17 protein-coding genes are annotated in these 16,932 nt (G+C 69.2%); 12 read left to right on the top strand and 5 right to left on the bottom strand.

The features are described 5' to 3' along the window. Positions 1–299: 299 nt before the first annotated feature. Positions 300–788, top strand: a complete 489-nt coding sequence (locus AC1RVW_RS17525; RefSeq protein ID WP_081270673.1) for a tripartite tricarboxylate transporter TctB family protein — start codon at positions 300–302, stop codon at positions 786–788. Positions 789–801: 13 nt separating this feature from the next. Then, complete coding sequence (locus AC1RVW_RS17520) at positions 802–2,313, top strand: tripartite tricarboxylate transporter permease (RefSeq protein ID WP_081270672.1); 1,512 nt, start codon at positions 802–804, stop codon at positions 2,311–2,313. Between the two features lie 128 nt (positions 2,314–2,441). Here AC1RVW_RS17520 and AC1RVW_RS17515 read toward each other — a convergent pair whose 3' ends face one another. After that, positions 2,442–3,200, bottom strand: coding sequence for a TSUP family transporter (locus AC1RVW_RS17515; protein ID WP_493201401.1), 759 nt, complete (start codon positions 3,198–3,200; stop codon positions 2,442–2,444). Between the two features lie 377 nt (positions 3,201–3,577). Between AC1RVW_RS17515 and AC1RVW_RS17510 the strand changes: the two genes are divergently transcribed. Next, entirely contained in the window at positions 3,578–4,813 is a 1,236-nt protein-coding gene (locus AC1RVW_RS17510) for an ammonium transporter (protein ID WP_493201399.1), read from the top strand. 18 nt (positions 4,814–4,831) lie between these two features. Next, positions 4,832–5,134: a hypothetical protein gene (locus AC1RVW_RS17505; protein ID WP_106936043.1), complete on the top strand. Its 303-nt coding sequence runs from the start codon at positions 4,832–4,834 to the stop codon at positions 5,132–5,134. 27 nt (positions 5,135–5,161) lie between these two features. Here the strand turns inward: AC1RVW_RS17505 and AC1RVW_RS17500 are convergent, their stop codons facing one another. The 3 genes from AC1RVW_RS17500 to amaB all read right to left on the bottom strand — a co-directional run bounded on the left by AC1RVW_RS17500 (position 5,162) and on the right by amaB (position 9,005). Then, the gene (locus tag AC1RVW_RS17500) at positions 5,162–6,397 is read right to left on the bottom strand and encodes a pyridoxal phosphate-dependent aminotransferase (protein ID WP_493201397.1); all 1,236 of its coding nucleotides are present in this window, start codon (positions 6,395–6,397) and stop codon (positions 5,162–5,164) included. After that, positions 6,394–7,290 carry an amino acid ABC transporter substrate-binding protein gene (locus tag AC1RVW_RS17495; protein WP_081266958.1) on the bottom strand — a complete coding sequence of 299 codons (897 nt, stop codon included), beginning with the start codon at positions 7,288–7,290 and terminating at the stop codon, positions 6,394–6,396. Before AC1RVW_RS17495 ends, AC1RVW_RS17500 begins: the two co-directional genes overlap by 4 nt. 167 nt (positions 7,291–7,457) lie before the next feature. Next, positions 7,458–9,005 (bottom strand): L-piperidine-6-carboxylate dehydrogenase, encoded by a 1,548-nt coding sequence (gene amaB / locus AC1RVW_RS17490; RefSeq protein ID WP_081266959.1) that lies wholly within the window; start codon positions 9,003–9,005, stop codon positions 7,458–7,460. Between the two features lie 313 nt (positions 9,006–9,318). Between amaB and AC1RVW_RS17485 the strand changes: the two genes are divergently transcribed. Continuing rightward, a complete protein-coding gene (locus AC1RVW_RS17485; RefSeq protein WP_081266960.1) occupies positions 9,319–9,822 on the top strand; it encodes a hypothetical protein in 504 nt (167 codons plus the stop codon). A 2-nt stretch (positions 9,823–9,824) separates the two neighbouring features. Continuing rightward, positions 9,825–10,265: a DUF4174 domain-containing protein gene (locus AC1RVW_RS17480; protein ID WP_493201394.1), complete on the top strand. Its 441-nt coding sequence runs from the start codon at positions 9,825–9,827 to the stop codon at positions 10,263–10,265. Between the two features lie 4 nt (positions 10,266–10,269). On the opposite strand, the gene AC1RVW_RS17475 is transcribed toward AC1RVW_RS17480, so the two are convergent. Then, positions 10,270–11,133 (bottom strand): IclR family transcriptional regulator, encoded by an 864-nt coding sequence (locus AC1RVW_RS17475; RefSeq protein ID WP_081266962.1) that lies wholly within the window; start codon positions 11,131–11,133, stop codon positions 10,270–10,272. A 217-nt stretch (positions 11,134–11,350) separates the two neighbouring features. Between AC1RVW_RS17475 and AC1RVW_RS17470 the strand changes: the two genes are divergently transcribed. From AC1RVW_RS17470 to AC1RVW_RS17445, 6 genes are read left to right on the top strand one after another with little or no spacing between them, the layout of a single operon-like run. Continuing rightward, positions 11,351–12,424 carry an ABC transporter ATP-binding protein gene (locus AC1RVW_RS17470; RefSeq protein WP_081266963.1) on the top strand — a complete coding sequence of 358 codons (1,074 nt, stop codon included), beginning with the start codon at positions 11,351–11,353 and terminating at the stop codon, positions 12,422–12,424. Beyond that, on the top strand, positions 12,421–13,281 hold the full coding sequence (locus tag AC1RVW_RS17465) for an ABC transporter permease (RefSeq protein WP_493201391.1): 861 nt from the start codon (positions 12,421–12,423) through the stop codon (positions 13,279–13,281). Before AC1RVW_RS17470 ends, AC1RVW_RS17465 begins: the two co-directional genes overlap by 4 nt. Positions 13,282–13,285: 4 nt before the next feature. After that, positions 13,286–14,080: an ABC transporter permease gene (locus AC1RVW_RS17460; RefSeq protein ID WP_081266965.1), complete on the top strand. Its 795-nt coding sequence runs from the start codon at positions 13,286–13,288 to the stop codon at positions 14,078–14,080. Further along, entirely contained in the window at positions 14,081–14,386 is a 306-nt protein-coding gene (locus tag AC1RVW_RS17455) for a (2Fe-2S)-binding protein (RefSeq protein WP_081266966.1), read from the top strand. Continuing rightward, complete coding sequence (locus tag AC1RVW_RS17450) at positions 14,383–15,789, top strand: FAD/NAD(P)-dependent oxidoreductase (protein ID WP_493201388.1); 1,407 nt, start codon at positions 14,383–14,385, stop codon at positions 15,787–15,789. Before AC1RVW_RS17455 ends, AC1RVW_RS17450 begins: the two co-directional genes overlap by 4 nt. After that, positions 15,786–16,931 (top strand): NAD(P)/FAD-dependent oxidoreductase, encoded by a 1,146-nt coding sequence (locus tag AC1RVW_RS17445; protein WP_493201386.1) that lies wholly within the window; start codon positions 15,786–15,788, stop codon positions 16,929–16,931. The genes AC1RVW_RS17450 and AC1RVW_RS17445 overlap by 4 nt, the downstream gene beginning before the upstream one ends. Position 16,932: the final 1 nt, after the last annotated feature.

Here is a 16,932-nt window from a genome sequence, read left to right as displayed (position 1 = left end):
CTACGGCGGTGGTGGTGGCGGCTACGGCGGCGGCGGCGGTGGCCGCAGCGGTGGTGGCGGCGGCTACGGCGGCGGCGGCGGTGGCCGCGGCGGCTACTAAGTCCTCACCCGCACTCCGAGAGCTCCGGCTCTCTGAATGAAAAGAAAGCTCCTTCGGGAGCTTTTTTCGTTTCAGGGCGAGCGAAGCCGGCCGGGACAACCCTTGCCCTGCGGTACGCATTTGTTCGTACCGTGCCGGTCAGCCAACGGTCAGGCCCGCGGAACGACCCTCGTCTCTCCATAACAAGAGGAGAGAGACAGTGCGCATCAAGAGCCAGGCAGACTTCTTTTCAGGAGTCATGTTCACGACCGTGGGGGGCGCATTCGCGATCGGCGCGACCACCTACACCGTCGGCAACGGCGCCCGCATGGGCCCCGGCTACTTCCCGTTGATGCTCGGCATCCTGCTGGCCGTCCTCGGGATCATCATCATGTTCCAGGCGATGGTGGTGGAGACCACCGACGGCGACCCGATCGGCAAATGGGCCTGGAAGCCGCTGGCCTTCGTGCTCGGCGCCAACCTGGCCTTCGGTGTGCTGCTGGGCGGACTGCCCAGCATCGGCGTGCCGGCCATGGGCATGATCATCGCGATCTACGCGCTCACGATCATCTCGAGCATGGCGGGCGAGCACTTCAAGCTGCGCGACGTGCTGGTTCTCGCGACCATCCTGGCGGCCGGCAGCTATGTGGCCTTCATCTGGGCGCTGAAACTCCAGATCCAGGTCTGGCCCACATTCATTTCGGGCTGAGGAGAGAAACACCATGGACCTGATCCACAACCTCTCCATCGGTTTCGGCGTTGCCTTCACCTTCACCAACCTGCTGTACTGCCTGGTCGGCTGCATCCTGGGCACGCTGATCGGCGTGCTGCCCGGCATCGGCCCGGTCGCGACCATCGCGATGCTGCTGCCCGCCACCTACGCGCTGCCCCCCGTGTCGGCGCTGATCATGCTGGCCGGCATCTACTACGGCGCGCAATACGGCGGTTCCACCACCGCCATCCTGGTGAACCTGCCGGGCGAGTCTTCGTCGGTGGTCACCTGCATCGACGGCTACCAGATGGCCAGGCAGGGGCGCGCGGGTCCGGCGCTCGCCGCGGCGGGCCTGGGCTCGTTCTTCGCGGGCTGCGTGGGCACGCTGATCCTGGCCGCCTTCGCGCCGCCGCTGACCGAGCTGGCCTTCAAGTTCGGGCCGGCCGAATATTTCTCGCTGATGGTGCTGGGCCTGATCGGCGCGGTGGTGCTGGCTTCGGGTTCGCTGATCAAGGCGGTGGCCATGATCGTGCTGGGCCTGCTGCTGGGCATCGTCGGCACCGACGTGAACTCCGGCGTGGCGCGCTACAGCTTCGACATCCCGGAGCTCACCGACGGCATCGGCTTCGTGGTCATCGCCATGGGCGTGTTCGGCTACGGCGAAATCATCGGCAACCTCTCGCAGCCGGACGACGAGCGCGAAGTGTTCACGCACAAGGTCAAGGGCCTGTGGCCGACCAAGGACGACTTCAAGCGCATGCTGCCCGCGGTGCTGCGCGGCACTGCGCTGGGTTCGGCACTGGGCATCCTGCCTGGCGGCGGCGCGCTGCTGGCCTCGTTCGCCTCATATGCGCTGGAGAAGAAGATCAAGATGCGCCCCGGCGAGGTGCCCTTCGGCAAGGGCAACATCCGCGGCGTGGCGTCGCCAGAATCGGCCAACAACGCCGGCGCGCAGACCTCCTTCATCCCGCTGCTGACGCTGGGCATTCCGCCCAACGCGGTGATGGCGCTGATGGTGGGTGCCATGACGATCCACAACATCCAGCCGGGCCCGCAGGTGATGACCAGCAACCCCGAGCTGTTCTGGGGCCTGATCGCCTCGATGTGGATCGGCAACGCGATGCTGATCATCCTGAACCTGCCGCTGATCGGCATGTGGATCAAGCTGCTGACAGTGCCCTACAAGTTCCTGTTCCCGGCCATCGTGCTGTTCTGCGCCATCGGCGTGTACTCGACCAACAACAACACCTTCGACGTGTGGATGGTGGCGGCCTTCGGCTTCATCGGCTACCTGTTCATCAAGCTGCGCACCGAGCCGGCGCCGCTGCTGCTGGGCTTCATCCTGGGCCCGATGATGGAAGAGAACCTGCGGCGCGCGCTGCTGCTGTCGCGCGGCGCATGGAGCGTGTTCGTCACGCGGCCGCTGTCCGCCGGGCTGCTGGTGGCTGCCGTAGCGCTGCTGGGCATCGTGCTGCTGCCGGCCATCAAAGCCAAGCGCGAGGAAGCCTTCGTCGAGGAATAGGCTCGCCCCCAGGCTGCGCGCACTTCGTGTCGCTTCGCCTTCCCCCTGCCGGGGGCAACACCTGCGGCCCGGCAGAGCCGGTTCCGCGGTGTTTCTGGAAAGAAACGGCCCGGGGTTCCGGGCCGTTTTCATTTGAGGAACGCGTCGTAGGCGGTCTTGAGGATCAGCGCGCTCACCACCACGATGAACACCACCCGCACGAAGCCCGCGCCGTGCTTCAGCGCCACGCGGGTGCCGAGCAGGCTGCCCGCCACGTTGGCGACCGCCATCGCCAGCCCGTAGTGCCACCAGACGTGGCCCTTGGCGGCCAGCAATATCAGCGCGGCGGCGTTGGTCAGGGTATTGATGATCTTGGCCGAGGCCGAGGCGTTGAGGAAGTCATAGCCCATCCAGCGCACGAACAGGAACACCAGGAAGCTGCCGGCGCCCGGGCCGAAGAAGCCGTCGTAGAACCCGATCGACAGGCCGATGGTGCAGGCCGCCAGCGTCTCGGCGCGGCCGCTGAAGCGCGGCGCGTGCAGCCGGCCCATGTCCTTGCGCGCCAGGGTGTAGAGCAGCACGCCCAGCAGGATGACCGGCAGCGCCCGGCGCAGGAAGTCGCCCGGAAACAGCGTGACGCCCCAGGCGCCCAGCATCGAGCCGACGAAACCAAGCAGCGCGGCCGGCCACAGGGCGCCCCAGCGCATCTTCACCCGCTGGCTGAACTGCGCGGCGGCGGCGGCCGTGCCCCATATCGACGCACTCTTGTTGGTGCCCAGCAGCGTGGCCGGTGGTGCGCCCGGGAACACGGCAAACAATGCCGGCACCAGGATCAGCCCGCCTCCGCCCACGATCGAATCGACAAAACCCGCGAGCAGCGAGGCGCCCGTCACCACCAGCATTTCCATAGGGGACGGATTCTCTCACTGGGGGTGACGCTATCAAAAAAGTAGCAGGAGACGCCGGCGCTTCAGGCCGCGCGGGCATAAAAAAGGCGCCGACCAGCGGCGCCTTTCAAACTCAAACACGGCATCTCGTACGGAGCCTTTGAAGCATTTTTTTCTAGTTGCTTGGAAACTGTCTCCTCGGACCCTCGGCAGCACGAGCAGGGCCCGTTCGCGAGTGGCGTGACTTTAGGGCGTGCACCGGCCCAGTGCATTAGGAATTACCCGCTTTGCATTAAGTCGGAAGGCAGATTCGCAAACCAAAGTGTTTCTGCTGGTTAACGATGTGGCACGACTTGTGCACGTCCGGCCACAGCCCAACACTCGAAGAAGAAACGACCATGGCACTGGCATCGCAAGCCTCCATCAACGCGGCGGACACCGCCTGGATGATGACCTCGACCGCGCTGGTGCTGCTGATGACGCTGCCCGGCATCGCGCTCTTCTACGCGGGCATGGTGCGCCGCAAGAACGTGCTGGCCACGATGGCGGCCGTGGTGGCGGTCGCCGCGGCAGTGTCGCTGACGTGGTTCGCCGTGGGCTATTCGCTGGCTTTCACCGAGGGCTGGCCGTGGCTCGGCGGCGCGGGCCGCTTCTGGTTCTCGGGCTTCGAATACCTGAAGGAAGCCGGCCAGGTGGCGGTGAGCCACGTGGCGCCCAACGTGCCGGAGTCGGTCTACGCGATGTTCCAGCTGACCTTCGCGATCATCACCACCGCGCTGGTGCTCGGCGCCTTCGTCGAGCGCATGCGCTTCTCGGCGGTGCTGTGGTTCGCGCTGCTGTGGAGCGTGCTGGTCTATGCGCCGATCGCGCACTGGGTGTGGGAGCCGGGCGGCTGGCTCGCGCAGATGGGCGCGCTCGACTTCGCGGGCGGCTCGGTGGTGCACGTCAACGCCGGCATCGCCGGGCTGGTGTGCGCCTATGCGCTGGGTCCGCGCAAGGGCTACGGGCGCGAGGCTTTCGAGCCCTACAACCTGGCTTTCACCATGATGGGCGCGGGCCTGCTGTGGGTCGGCTGGTTCGGCTTCAATGCGGGCTCGGCGGTGGCGGCCGACGGGCGCGCCGGCCTGGCGATGCTGGTGACGCACATCGCGGCGGCTGCCGGCGCCATGAGCTGGATGCTCGGCGAGTGGATCGTGCGGCGCAGCCCTTCGCTGCTGGGCCTGTGCTCGGGCCTGGTGGCCGGGCTGGTGACCATCACGCCGGCGGCCGGCTTCGTCACGCCGCTGGCGGCGCTGGCCATCGGCGCCATCGCGGGCCTGGCCTGCTACTGGGGCGCCACCGGGCTGAAGCACATGCTGGGTGCGGACGACTCGCTCGACGTGTTCGGCGTGCACGGCATCGGGGGCATCGTGGGCGCACTGCTCACGGGCGTGTTCGCCGACGCGCGCATCTCGGGCGCCACCGGCGACGTGCTGACGCAGGCGATCGCGGTCGGCAGCGTGGCGATCTACAGCGCAACGGGGACGGCGGTGGTGCTTTTCCTGGTGCACGTGCTGGTCGGGCTGCGCGTGGAGGCCGACAGCGAAGTACTGGGCCTCGATCTTGCACAGCACAAGGAACAACTGGGGAGTTGATCCACCGACGGAGGAACCATGCCATCCATGTCCGAAAGCGAACGCATCGCCCTCGCCGCCCGCCTTCACGTGGCGCTGCGGCGAAAGCACGGGCGCGTGACCGACACCGAGTGGATGGCGACCAACGCCGAGTACGCCGCCGAGATCGTGCGCATGACGCGCGCGCACGCGGCCGACACCAAGGACGAGGAGCTCTACCAGCTCGCCACGCGGCTGGAGCAGGCGATGGAGCCGCTGGCGCGCGCTGCCCGGCTGGCGGCGCGGCAGCCCGACGGCCAGCCGCCCACGCCGCCGCCGCGCTATGTGGGCGGGCTGCGCTGAGGCGCCAGCCGGCCCCGGCTCGTCAGCTCACTCCAGCGCTTCGCAGGCCGCGGCAATGCGCGCGCAGGCCTCTTCCAGCTGCGCCATCGACGTCGCATAGGAGATGCGGAAGTACGGCGCCAGCCCGAACACGCTGCCCGGCACCACCGCCACTTCGAAGTCCTGCAGCAGGTAGCGGCAGAAGTCGCTGTCGCTTTGCAGCACGTCACCGCCGCGGGTGCGCTTGCCGAGCACGCCGGCGCAGCTCGCGAATGTGTAGAACGCGCCCTCCGGCACGCGGCAGCCCAGGCCCGGCGCGCGGTTGAGCGCGGCCACCACGAAATCGCGGCGCGCCTGGAAGTCGGCGCAGCGCTCGGCCACGATGTCCTGCGGGCCGGTCAGCGCCTCGATGGCCGCCGCCTGGCTGATCGACGACGGGCACGATGTCGTCTGGCTCTGCACCACGGCCATGGCCGCGACCAGCGCGCGCGGACCCGCGCCGTAGCCGACGCGCCAGCCGGTCATGGCATAGGCCTTCGACACGCCGTTGACCGTCAGCGTGCGCTCGCGCAGGCGCGGCTCCACCACCGCCGGCGTCGCGAACGCGAGCCCGTCGTAGAGGATGTGCTCGTAGATGTCGTCCGCCAGCACCCACACCCGCGGATGGCGCAGCAGCACGTCGCATAGCGGCTGGAGTTGCGCCGCGCTGTAGGCCGCGCCGCTCGGGTTCGACGGCGAGTTCAGGAAGATCCAGCGCGTGCGCGGCGTGATCGCGGCTTCCAGCTGCGTGGCGTCGAGCCGGAAACCGTTGGCCTCGGTGCAGGCCACCGGCACCGGCACGCCGCCGCAGACCTGCACGATGTCGGCGTAGGAGGTCCAGTACGGCGCGGGCAGGATCACCTCGTCGCCCGGGTCCAGGCTGGCCATCATCGCGTTGAAGATGACCTGCTTGGCGCCCGCGCTCACGCTGATCTCGTCGAGCGCGAATTCGAGCGCGTTGTCGCGCCTGAACTTCAGCTGCACCGCCGCCTTCATGGCCGGGCTGCCGTCGAGCACGGTGTAGCGCGTGTCGCCGCGGCCGATGGCGCGCACCGCGGCGTCGCGCACGTTCTGCGGCGTGTCGAAGTCGGGCTCGCCCGCGCCCAGCACGATCACCGGGCGGCCCGCACGCCTGAGCGCGTTGGCATGGTCGGTGATGCGCAGGATCTCCGAGACGCCGATGGCGCGCACGCGCTGCGCCGGCTCGAAGACGCCAGGGGCCGTTGCTGCGGTGTCCGTGGTCACTTGGCGTAGGCCTCCAGCGGCTTGTCGTTGGGCTCGGCCATCAGCTGCCTGAGCGTGGCGCTCATGGGCAGGTTCAGGCTGGTGTTCTTCGGCGGAATCGCGGCCACGAACCACTTGGTGTAGATCTTCTCGAGCTCGCCGCTCTTCATCATGCGGCGCAGCGAGTCGTCCACCGCCGCCTTGAAGGCCGGGTCGTCCTTGCGGAACAGCAGCGCGATCGGCTCGGAGCCCAGCGCCTCGCCGACGATGCGGTACGCGGCCGGGTCCTTCGAGTTGGCGATGATGCCGGCCAGCAGGTTGTCGTCGAGCACGAAGGCGTCGGCGCGGCCCGACTCCAGCTGCAGGAAGCTCTCGAGGTGGTCCTTGCCGAGCACGGTCTTGTACGACACGTTGTTCGTGCGCTCGCGCTTGCGCAGCAGCTGCACGGCGGTGGTACCGGTCGACGCCGACACGTTGCGGCCCGAAAGCTGGTCGAGCGTGGTGATGCCCGAGTCGACCTTGGTGGCCATGCGCACTTCGCTCACGTAGGTGGTGAGGGCAAAGGCCACCAGCTGCTGGCGCGCCATGTTGTTGGTGGTCGGGCCGCAGCCGATGTCGAGCGTGCCGTTCTGCACCAGCGCAATGGTGTTCTGCGCGGTCACGGCCATGTACTCCAGCCTGGCCTGCGGCGCGATGTCCTTGAGCACGCGCTCGCACAGCTCGACGTGGTAGCCCACGTACTTCTCGCCCGCGCCCAGCATGTAGGCCATGGGCGGCGAGGCTTCGCGCACGCCGAGCACGGCCTTGCCGCTGGCCTTGATCTTGTCGAGCGTGCCGGTGGCGGTCTGCGCGGCGGCGCCGAACGCGAGCGCGAGCAGCGCGACGGCCGCGGCGGTCTTGAAGGGAATGTTCATGGGTCCTGTCTCCTGTGGTTTTGTGATCTGCAAGGCAAAGGCTGTCCCCGGGCAGCGGACAGCCCGTTCGCAAGACATGGCGCAACCGGCTTTGCCGGGCCGCCGATGTCGCCCCCGGAAGGGGGTTGGCGAAGCGACACGAAGTGCGCGAAGCCTGGGGGAGAGCCCTACTCTTCGATGTCGAAGGTGACGCCCTGGGCAAGCGGCAGCGCGGTCGAGTAGTTGATGGTGTTGGTGGCGCGGCGCATGTAGGCCTTCCAGCTGTCGGAGCCCGCTTCGCGCCCGCCGCCGGTTTCTTTTTCGCCGCCGAAGGCGCCGCCGATCTCCGCGCCGCTCGGGCCGATGTTGACGTTGGCGATGCCGCAGTCGGAACCGGCGCTCGACATGAAGCGCTCGGCCTCGCGCACGTTCAGGGTGAAGATCGACGACGACAGGCCCGCGCCCACCGCGTTGTGCCATTCGATGGCCTCGTCGAGCGAGCTGTAGCGCACCACGTACAGGATGGGCGCGAAGGTTTCGCGCAGCACCGGGCCGTCATGCGACTTGAGCTCCACCAGCGCGGGACGCACGTAGTAGGCGTCCTGGGTGCCGATGCCTTCCACGCGCTGGCCGCCGTGCACTGTGGCGCCGATCTCGCGGCTTTCGGAGAGCGCCTTCTGCATGCCGTCGAAGGCCGCGCGGTCGATCAGCGGGCCGACCAGCGTGCCGGCCTCGCGCGGATCGCCGACGCGCACGTTGCCGTAGACCCTGGCGAGCTTGGGCACCAGCTTGTCGTAGACGCTGTCGTGCACGAACAGGCGGCGCAGCGTGGTGCAGCGCTGGCCGGCCGTGCCCATGGCCGCGAAGGCGATGCCGCGCAGCGTGAGGTCCAGGTCGGCCGAGGGCGTGACGATGGCGGCGTTGTTGCCGCCGAGTTCGAGAATGGCGCGGGCAAAGCGCGCGGCCAGCTTCGGCCCCACCTGGCGACCCATGGCCGTGGAGCCGGTGGCCGAGAGGATCGGCACGCGGTGGTCGTCGACCAGCACCTCGCCGATGTCGCGCTGGCCCAGCAGCAGGCCCAGCAGGCCCTGCGGCGCGTCGCCGAAGCGCTCGATGGCGCGCTGCGCGATGGCATGCACGGCCAGCGCGGTCAGCGGCGTCTTCTCGGACGGCTTCCACACCACCGAGTCGCCGCACACCAGCGCCAGCGCCGCGTTCCACGACCACACGGCCACCGGAAAGTTGAAGGCCGAGATCACGCCGCACACGCCCAGCGGATGCCAGGTTTCCATCATGCGGTGCTCGGCACGCTCGGTGGCCAGCGTGAGGCCGTAGAGCTGGCGCGAGAGGCCGACCGCGAAGTCGCAGATGTCGATCATTTCCTGCACTTCGCCCGCGCCTTCGGACGGGATCTTGCCGGCCTCGAGCGTGACGAGCAGGCCGAGCTCGCGCTTGGCGGCGCGCAGCTCTTCGCCCAGCAGCCGCACCAGTTCGCCGCGGCGCGGCGCGGGCACGTTGCGCCAGGCCTTGTAGGCCTCGTGCGCGCGGCCGATGGCGTCGGCGGCCTCGGCCGGCGTGGTCTGCGGCACCTGCGCGACCACCTCGCCCGTCACCGGCGAGCGCACCGTCAGCGTGCCGCCGGTGTACGCATCGCGCGGCACGCCCAGGCGCTGCAGCAGTTGTTCGACTTCGGTGGCGACGGACGCCTGGGAGGTGGGGGTGTGGTCTTCGGACATGGACGCGCTCCGGGAAGGAGGAGAAAGAAGAAAGGCAGGAAGGCGGTACGGAAGGGGGAAGGAACCCGGCCAATATCAGCGAACTGCGCGCGATTGGCTAGTGAAAATATGGAAGGACCTGATGCATTTCAGGAATGAACTGCGCCCGAGGTCCTGCATGAAAAGGCTGATTGGCTAAGAAGGGACTGGCTTGCCGTGCAAGGCAAGCCCGCATCCATGCGCTGAATTGACGACGTGGCTCACGGGCTGCGCGCCTACGCACAAGGCGCCAGGCCGCATCGAAGATGCGCCACCCCCACTCGCCCGATGCGCCATGAAGACGATCCTCTCCCTCTACGCCGCGCTCCACGCGCTGACGGCGTTCGCGTTCGCCGCGGCGGCCGTGGTGTTGATCGCGGTCGCGGGGCACGCGGGCTTTGCCGCCGTCATGCAGGGCATCGACATCTCGACGGCCGAAGCGGTGATCGAGGCGGTCGGCCTGCTGGCGGCCGCGGTCGTGGCGCTGCAGATCTCCCAGACCGTGCTCGAAGAAGAGGTGGTGCGCGACGCCCACATCGGCGCGCCGACGCGGGTGCGCCGGTTCCTGTCGCGGTTCATGGTGGTGATCGTGGTGGCGGTGGCGGTCGAGGGCCTGGTCGCGATCTTCAAGGCCCGCGAGACGCCCGAGCTCATGCTGTACGGCGCCGCCCTGCTGAGCGCGGTGGGCCTGCTGATGGCGGGCTGGGGCGTGTTCATTCGCCTGAACCGCTACGCCGAAGAACTGGAACCCGAAGCGATGCAGGAAGCCAAGAGCGAAGACATCAAGCTGAAGGATTGAGCATGCCTTTTCCGAGCTTTCTCAAGCCCGCCCTGGCCGCGCTGAGCGTGGCCCTGCCGCTCGCGGCCGTCGCCGCGGACCGCAACCCGCTCGTGGCCGAGCGCTGGAAGACGCGCCCGGTGGTCGTGGTGGTTCCGGCGCAAGGTGACGCGCTGCTGCGCAAGGTCGAGTCCGCCCTGCGCCAGACGGCCACGCGCGAGGCCTTCATCGACCGCGAGATGGTGCTCTACACGGTGGTCGCGGGCCAGGGCCGACGCAACGCGCAGCCCCTCGACGCGGCGCAGACCCGCGCGCTGCTGGCCGCGCTGAAGCTCGATGCGGCAGGCCCGCCCACCTTCGTGCTGGTCGGCAAGGACGGCGGCGTGAAGATGACCGAAGGGCCCGACGTCGACCTGCAGGCGGTGTTCGCGGAGATCGACAGGATGCCGATGCGTCGGCGCTGAAGGCTCAGGCCTTCCCCGGCCCGGGTGCTTCCGGCAGCTCGATCTTCTGCCCCGCCGGCGAACTCGCCAGGCTCTGCGCCGGCCGCCTCAGCGTCGCGTCGAACGGGTTGATCTTCGGCCCGATCGCGGCGGCCTCGCGCTTGAGCAACTCGACCACCGTCGGCATGCGGTCGGCATTGAGCCGGTCGGCGATGGTGCCCACGCTCAGCGCGGCCACCGCGCGGCCTTCGCGGTCGAGGATGGGCACCGCCACGCCGGCCATGCCTTCCAGAAGCCCGGTGTTGCGACCCGCATAGCCCTGCTGCCGCACGCGCTCGATCTCGGTGCGCAGGTAGACCTCGTCGTACACGCCGTACTCGCGCACCCGCGACAGGTTGAAGCGGATCACCTCCTCGCGCTCGGCCTCCGGCAGGAACGCGAGGATCGCCAGCGCGCCCTGCCCCACGCCCAGCGCGATGCGCCCGCCGATGTCGCCGGTGAAGGAGCGGATGGGAAACGGGCCTTCGCTGCGGTCCAGGCACACCGCGTCGAAGCCGCTGCGCGCCAGCAGGAAGATGCTGTCGCCCAGGCTCGCGCACAGCCGCAGCAGCACCGGCCGGCAGATGGAGCGCAGGTCGCCGGGGTTGCCCGCGCTCGCGGCCAGCGCGAAGAAATCGATGCTGAGCCGGTAGAGCTTGCTGCGCTCGTCCTGCTCGACCATGCCCTCGGCCATGAGCGACTGCAGCAAACGGTGCGTGGTGGCCTGGGTGAGGCCCACGGAACGTGCGATCTGGGTCACGCGCCCGCCTTCGGCCTGCACCGCGCCGAGCGCGCGGATTACCGAGAAGACGCGCGGCACGCCGCCGCTGGCAGCCGATGGGGTTTCCATACCTTCCTCCTTTGGAATTTCAATGATGCCTTCCGTGCATCATATTCCATTGAACGGAATAAATTAAAGAAAGATTCTGATTAATGGAATACCCGAGGCGATCTGGCGCAATCGTTGCAATAGAGTGAACTGAAAGACGCAAGCTGTCCATGGCGTGCACCAAGCTGGAACAAGCTGCCCGCAGCCATCTTTTCGCCACCGCAGAAAGGCCCGATCCATGTCATTCCTCAGGCTCACCGACGTGACCAAGTTCTATGGCGCCACCCGCGCGGTGTCGGCCATGAACCTGGCGGTGGAAAAGGGCGAGTTCGTCTCGCTGCTCGGCCCTTCGGGCTGCGGCAAGACCACCACGCTGCAGATGATTGCGGGCTTCGAGGCCGTGAGCAGCGGCCGCATCGAGCTCGCGGGCAAGGACATCACGCATGCCAAGGCCAACACGCGCGGCCTGGGCATCGTGTTCCAGACCTACGCCCTGTTCCCGCACATGACGGTGGCTGACAACGTGAGCTTCGGCCTGGAGATGCGCAAGATGCCCAAGGCCGAGCGCGCCGAGCGGGTGAAGCAGGCGCTGGCGCTGGTGCACCTGGAGGCGCACGCCGGGCGCTATCCGCGCGAGTTGTCGGGCGGCCAGCGTCAGCGCGTGGCGCTGGCGCGCGCGCTCGTCATCGAGCCGCCGGTGCTGCTGCTCGACGAACCGCTGTCCAACCTCGACGCCAAACTGCGCGAGGAAATGCAGTTCGAGCTGCGCCAGATCCAGCGCAAGGTCGGCACCACCACGGTGATGGTCACGCACGACCAGAGCGAGGCCATGTCCATCAGCGACCGCGTGGTGGTGATGGAAGGCGGCCGCGCCACGCAGATCGACCATCCGCAGCGGGTGTACGAGCATCCGAGCACGCGCTTCATCTCCACCTTCGTGGGCAAGGCCAACCTGCTCGACTGCCGCGTGTCGAGCAGCAGCGCCACGCGCACCTGCGTGGAGGTCGGCGCGCTCTCGCTCGACGTGGACGACACCGGCTTCGGCATGGACGCCGCCGCGCTGCTGAGCGTGCGGCCCGAGAAGCTGCAGCTGGTGCCGCCGGGCCAAGGCCGCCTCGACGGCGAGGTGCAGGAGCGGTTCTTCCTCGGCAGCCAGTGGCTCTACCGCATCGCCACGCCGGTCGGCGACCTCACGGTGCTGAGCCCCAACGACGGGCGCGACGCGCTGGACGAAGGCGCCCGCACCGGCATCGACTGGCCGGCGCACTGCATGCGGCTGCTGCCGGCCGAAGAAAGGGCTGTCGCAGCATGAGCGCCTCGAAGAGCAAGGCCACCCCGTGGTGGCTCTCCGGCCCGGCGCTGCTGCTGTTCACCGCGCTGCTGCTGGTGCCGCTGGCGCTCACGGCGGTGCTGTCGTTCAACGTGTACGACCCGGCCACCGGCCCCAAGTCGAGCGAGTTCACGCTCGCGCACTACGCGCTGGTGTTCTCCGATTCGTACTACCTCGGCATCTTCTGGCGCACCTTCTGGGTCTCGGCGCTGGTCACGGTGATCTGCGTGGTGGTCGGCGCGCCTGAGGCCTATGTGCTCAGCCGCATGCGCAACCCGTGGCGCTCGGTGCTGCTGCTGGTGGTGCTGGCGCCGCTGCTGGTGTCGGTGGTGGTGCGGGCCTTCGGCTGGAGCATGCTGCTGGGCCCCGAAGGCGCGGTGAACGGGCTGCTGGGCCTCGTCGGCATCGGGCCGGTGAAGATTCTCTACACCAACGCGGCCGTGATCATCGCGCTGGTGCACGTGATGCTGCCCTTCATGGTGATCCCGGTATGGACATCGCTGCAGAAGCTGGACGCGGGCGTGGAGAACGCGGCGCTGTCGCTCAACGCCACGCCCTTCACCACGCTGCGGCGCATCGTGCTGCCGCAGGTGATGCCGGGCATTCTTTCCGGCAGCCTGATCGTGTTCGGCCTGGCCGCGAGTTCGTTCGCCATCCCGGGGCTGCTGGGCGGGCGGCGGCTGAAGATGGTCGCGACCATCGTGTACGACGAATACCTGAGCGAGCTCAACTGGCCGCTGGGTGCTGCTGTTGCGCTGGTCCTTCTGGTAGCGAACCTCGTTGTGATGCTGAGCTACAACCGCCTCGTAGAAGGCCGCTACAAGAAAGCGCTGGGCTGAAGCGATGAACAGGAACGGCCCCATCGCCCTCGCGTTCAACGCGCTCGTCATCGTCTTCATGCTCGCGCCGCTGGTGGTGGTGTGCATCGTGGCGTTCACGCCCGAGAACACGCTGACCATCCCGACCACGCGCTTCTCGCTGCGCTGGTTCGAGGCGGTGTTCGCGCATCCCGACTTCATGCAGTCGTTCTGGAACAGCCTGTGGCTGGCGCTCGGCTCGGCCACCATCGCGACGCTGCTCGCGGTGCCGGCGGGCATGGCGATCACGCGCTACGAGTTTCCGGGGCGCGATTTCCTCAACGGCCTGTTCCTGTCGCCGCTGATCGTGCCGCACCTGGTGCTGGGCGTGGCGCTGCTGCGGCTGTTCGCGCTGGTCGGCGGCACCGGCAGCTTCGGCTGGCTGGTGATGGCGCATGCGCTCATCGTCACGCCCTACACGCTGCGGCTGGTGGTGGCGGCGCTGGTGGGCTTCGACCGCAGCGCAGAGCAGGCCGCGCTGTCGCTGGGCGCGAGCCAGGCCACGGTGTTCCGCCGCATCACGCTGCCGATGATCCTGCCGGGCGTCACCGGCGGCTGGATGCTGGCCTTCATCAACAGCTTCGACGAAGTGACGATGTCGATCTTCGTCACCGCGCCGAGCACGGTGACGCTGCCGGTGCGCATGTACATGTATGCCACCGAGTCGATCGACCCGCTGATGGCGGCGGTGTCGGCGCTGATGGTGGCGGTGACGGCCTTCGCGATGGTGCTGCTGGACCGCATCTACGGCCTGGACCGCGTGCTGGTGGGGCGCAGATAAATGACGACGACTCCAACCGCCCTGCTTCACCGCGTGGCCGAAACCACCGGCCGCGAGGCCGTGCACTTCACGCTCGACGGCGCTCCGGCCAGCGCGCTGGCCGGCGACACCGTGCTGACCGCCGTGCTCACCCAAAGCGCCCAGCTGCGCCGCAACGAGTTCAGCGGGCTGCCACGCGCGGGCTTCTGCATGATGGGCGCCTGCCAGGACTGCTGGATCTCCACCGGCGAAGGCGAGCGGCTGCGCGCCTGCTCGACCTTCATCGCGCCCGGCATGGCGCTCGTCACCGGAAAGAACGGCGCATGACGACGACAACAGGCGAACTCCGACCCGCGATCGTCGGCGCCGGCCCGGCCGGCGTGCGCGCGGCGCAGACGCTGGTGGCGCATGGCCTGCGGCCGGTGGTGATCGACGAGGCGCCGCGCGCCGGCGGGCAGATCTACCGCCGCCCGCCCGCGGGCCTCGCGCAGCGAACCGCCAGAACGCTCTACGGCTTCGAGTCGAAGCGTGCCGACGCGCTGCACCAGACCTTCGACGCTCTGAGGGGCCGCATCGACCACCGCCCCGACAGCCTGGTGTGGAACGCGCAGGACCACCAGCTCGACGTGCTGCACAACCCGACGCGCGGCACGAGCCGTGTGCCCTACAGCCATCTGATCGTGGCGACGGGCGCCACCGACCGCGTGCTGCCGGTGCCGGGCTGGACGCTGCCGGGCGTGTACACGCTGGGCGGCGCGCAGGTCGCGCTCAAGTTCCAGGGCTGCGCCATCGGCCGGCGCGTGGTGTTCATGGGCACCGGGCCGCTGCTGTACCTGGTGGCGTACCAGTATGCGAAGGCCGGCGTGCAGGTGGCGGCGGTGCTGGACACCGCGCGCCTGGCCGACCAGCTCGCCGCCACGCCCGCGATGCTGTCGCAGCCGGCGGTGTTCGCCAAGGGCGTGTACTACGTCGGCTGGCTGCGCGCGCACGGCATTGCGCTGCACGGCGGCGTGCGGCCGCTGCGCGTGCTGGGCGACGAGGCGCAGGGCCGCGTCACCGGCGTGGCCTGGCAGGACGGCAACGAAGAGCGCACGCTGGCCTGCGATGCCGTCGGCTTCGGCTACGCGCTGCGCTCCGAAACTCAACTGGCCGACCTGCTCGGCTGCCGCTTCGACTACGCGCCGCTGCACCGCGCACACCTGCCGGTGCGCGACGCGGCGGGCCGCGCGAGCGTCGAGGGCGTGTACCTGGCCGGCGACGGCGCCGGCATCATGGGCGCGGACGCGGCCGAGTGGGCCGGCGAACGCGCGGCGCTGGCGCTGCTTTCGGACAACGGCGTGGCGGTCGACACCGCGCGCGCCGCCGACCTCGAACGCAGGCTCGACCGGATCACCGGCTTTCGCCACGGCCTGGAGCGCGCCTTCCCCGTGCCCGATGACTGGGCCGCGCATGCGCCCGACGAGCTCGTGGTCTGCCGCTGCGAGAACGTCACGGCAGGCAGCCTGCGCCGGACGATCGCCGATGCCGGCGCCAGCGAGATGAACCGCCTGAAGGCCCTGTCGCGCGTCGGCATGGGCCGCTGCCAGGGCCGCATGTGCGGCGTGGCCGCGGCCGAGATCCTCGCGCATGCCACGCGGCAGCCGCTGCAGCAGGTCGGACGGCTGCGCGGCCAGGCGCCGATCAAGCCGATCCCGATCCGGCTCGTGCCCGCGGAAGGAAGCGGCGCATGAGCGGCATCAGGAAACTGCAGACCGAGGTCGCCATCGTCGGCGGCGGCATCGTCGGTTCTTCCGCCGCGCTGGCGTTGCGGCGCATGGGCGTCGACGTGGTGCTGCTGGAGCGCGACTTCTGCGGTTCGCGCTCCAGCGGCGTGAACTTCGGCGGCGTGCGGCGCCAGGGCCGGCCGCTGAGCCAGCTGCCGCTGGCGCAGCGCGCGCACCGCATCTGGGGCCGGCTGCCCGAGCTGCTGGGCACCGACGGCGAATACCTGCGTTCGGGCCATTTCAAGATCGCGCGCAGCGAGGCCGACATGGCGTCGCTGGAGCGCTACCGCGCGCTCAGCAGCGACTTCGACCTGGGCCTGGAACTGATCTCCGCCGCGCGGCTGCGCGCCGAATGCCCCTGGCTCGGCACACGCGCCGTGGGCGGCTCGCTGTGCATCGAGGACGGGCAGGCCAACCCGCGGCTGGTGTCGCCGGCCTTCGCGCTCGCTGCGCGACGCGCGGGCGCGCAGGTCTTCGAGCGCCACCAGGTCGACGAGGTGGCGCACGACGGCGCGCTGTTCACGGTGCGCTCGGGCAACGAGCTCGAAGTGCGCGCGCCGGTGCTGCTCAACTGCGCGGGCGCCTGGGCCGGCGCCATCGCCAGCCAGTTCGGCGAGACGCCGCCGATGCGCTCCCGCAGCCCGCTGATGGCGGTGACCGAGCCGTTGCCGCGCTTCATGGCGTGGAGCCTCGGCGTGGAGGGCGGCGGCATCTACTGCCGGCAGGTGGAGCGCGGCAATCTCGTGCTCGGCGGCGGCACCGGCATCACGCTCGATGCCGACCGCGCACGCGCCGAGCGCGACGGCATCGCCACGCTCGCGATGCAGGCGGTGGAACTGCTGCCCGCGCTGCGCCATGCGCACATCATCCGCACCTGGGGGGGCACCGAGGGCTACCTGCCCGACCGCGAACCGGTGCTGGGGCCCAGCCGCACCACGCCCGGCCTGTTCCACGGCTTCGGCTTCGCGGGCGCGGGCTTCCAGATCGGCCCGGCCGCCGGCGAGGTGCTGGCCGAACTGGCGCGCGACGGACGCAGCGACACGCCCATCGACGCCTTTGCCATCGAGCGCTTCGACGAACAACCCGTTTCTTCACCCGTCCCCACCTGAA

This window comes from Variovorax sp. MPBD4-3 (assembly GCF_058809745.1).
This window is presented reverse-complemented; position numbering and strand designations above follow the sequence as displayed.

Bases quoted from the DNA above. Each gene is read 5' to 3' on its own strand.
- AC1RVW_RS17450 (WP_493201388.1), top strand. From the start codon at position 14,383: ATGACGACGACAACAGGCGAACTCCGACCCGCGATCGTCGGCGCCGGC.
- AC1RVW_RS17495 (WP_081266958.1), bottom strand. From the start codon at position 7,290: ATGAACATTCCCTTCAAGACCGCCGCGGCCGTCGCGCTGCTCGCGCTC.
- AC1RVW_RS17485 (WP_081266960.1), top strand. From the start codon at position 9,319: ATGAAGACGATCCTCTCCCTCTACGCCGCGCTCCACGCGCTGACGGCG.
- AC1RVW_RS17510 (WP_493201399.1), top strand. From the start codon at position 3,578: ATGGCACTGGCATCGCAAGCCTCCATCAACGCGGCGGACACCGCCTGG.
- AC1RVW_RS17505 (WP_106936043.1), top strand. From the start codon at position 4,832: ATGCCATCCATGTCCGAAAGCGAACGCATCGCCCTCGCCGCCCGCCTT.
- AC1RVW_RS17515 (WP_493201401.1), bottom strand. From the start codon at position 3,200: ATGGAAATGCTGGTGGTGACGGGCGCCTCGCTGCTCGCGGGTTTTGTC.
- AC1RVW_RS17480 (WP_493201394.1), top strand. From the start codon at position 9,825: ATGCCTTTTCCGAGCTTTCTCAAGCCCGCCCTGGCCGCGCTGAGCGTG.
- AC1RVW_RS17475 (WP_081266962.1), bottom strand. From the start codon at position 11,133: ATGGAAACCCCATCGGCTGCCAGCGGCGGCGTGCCGCGCGTCTTCTCG.
- amaB (WP_081266959.1), bottom strand. From the start codon at position 9,005: ATGTCCGAAGACCACACCCCCACCTCCCAGGCGTCCGTCGCCACCGAA.
- AC1RVW_RS17460 (WP_081266965.1), top strand. From the start codon at position 13,286: ATGAACAGGAACGGCCCCATCGCCCTCGCGTTCAACGCGCTCGTCATC.
- AC1RVW_RS17520 (WP_081270672.1), top strand. From the start codon at position 802: ATGGACCTGATCCACAACCTCTCCATCGGTTTCGGCGTTGCCTTCACC.
- AC1RVW_RS17455 (WP_081266966.1), top strand. From the start codon at position 14,081: ATGACGACGACTCCAACCGCCCTGCTTCACCGCGTGGCCGAAACCACC.
- AC1RVW_RS17445 (WP_493201386.1), top strand. From the start codon at position 15,786: ATGAGCGGCATCAGGAAACTGCAGACCGAGGTCGCCATCGTCGGCGGC.
- AC1RVW_RS17470 (WP_081266963.1), top strand. From the start codon at position 11,351: ATGTCATTCCTCAGGCTCACCGACGTGACCAAGTTCTATGGCGCCACC.
- AC1RVW_RS17465 (WP_493201391.1), top strand. From the start codon at position 12,421: ATGAGCGCCTCGAAGAGCAAGGCCACCCCGTGGTGGCTCTCCGGCCCG.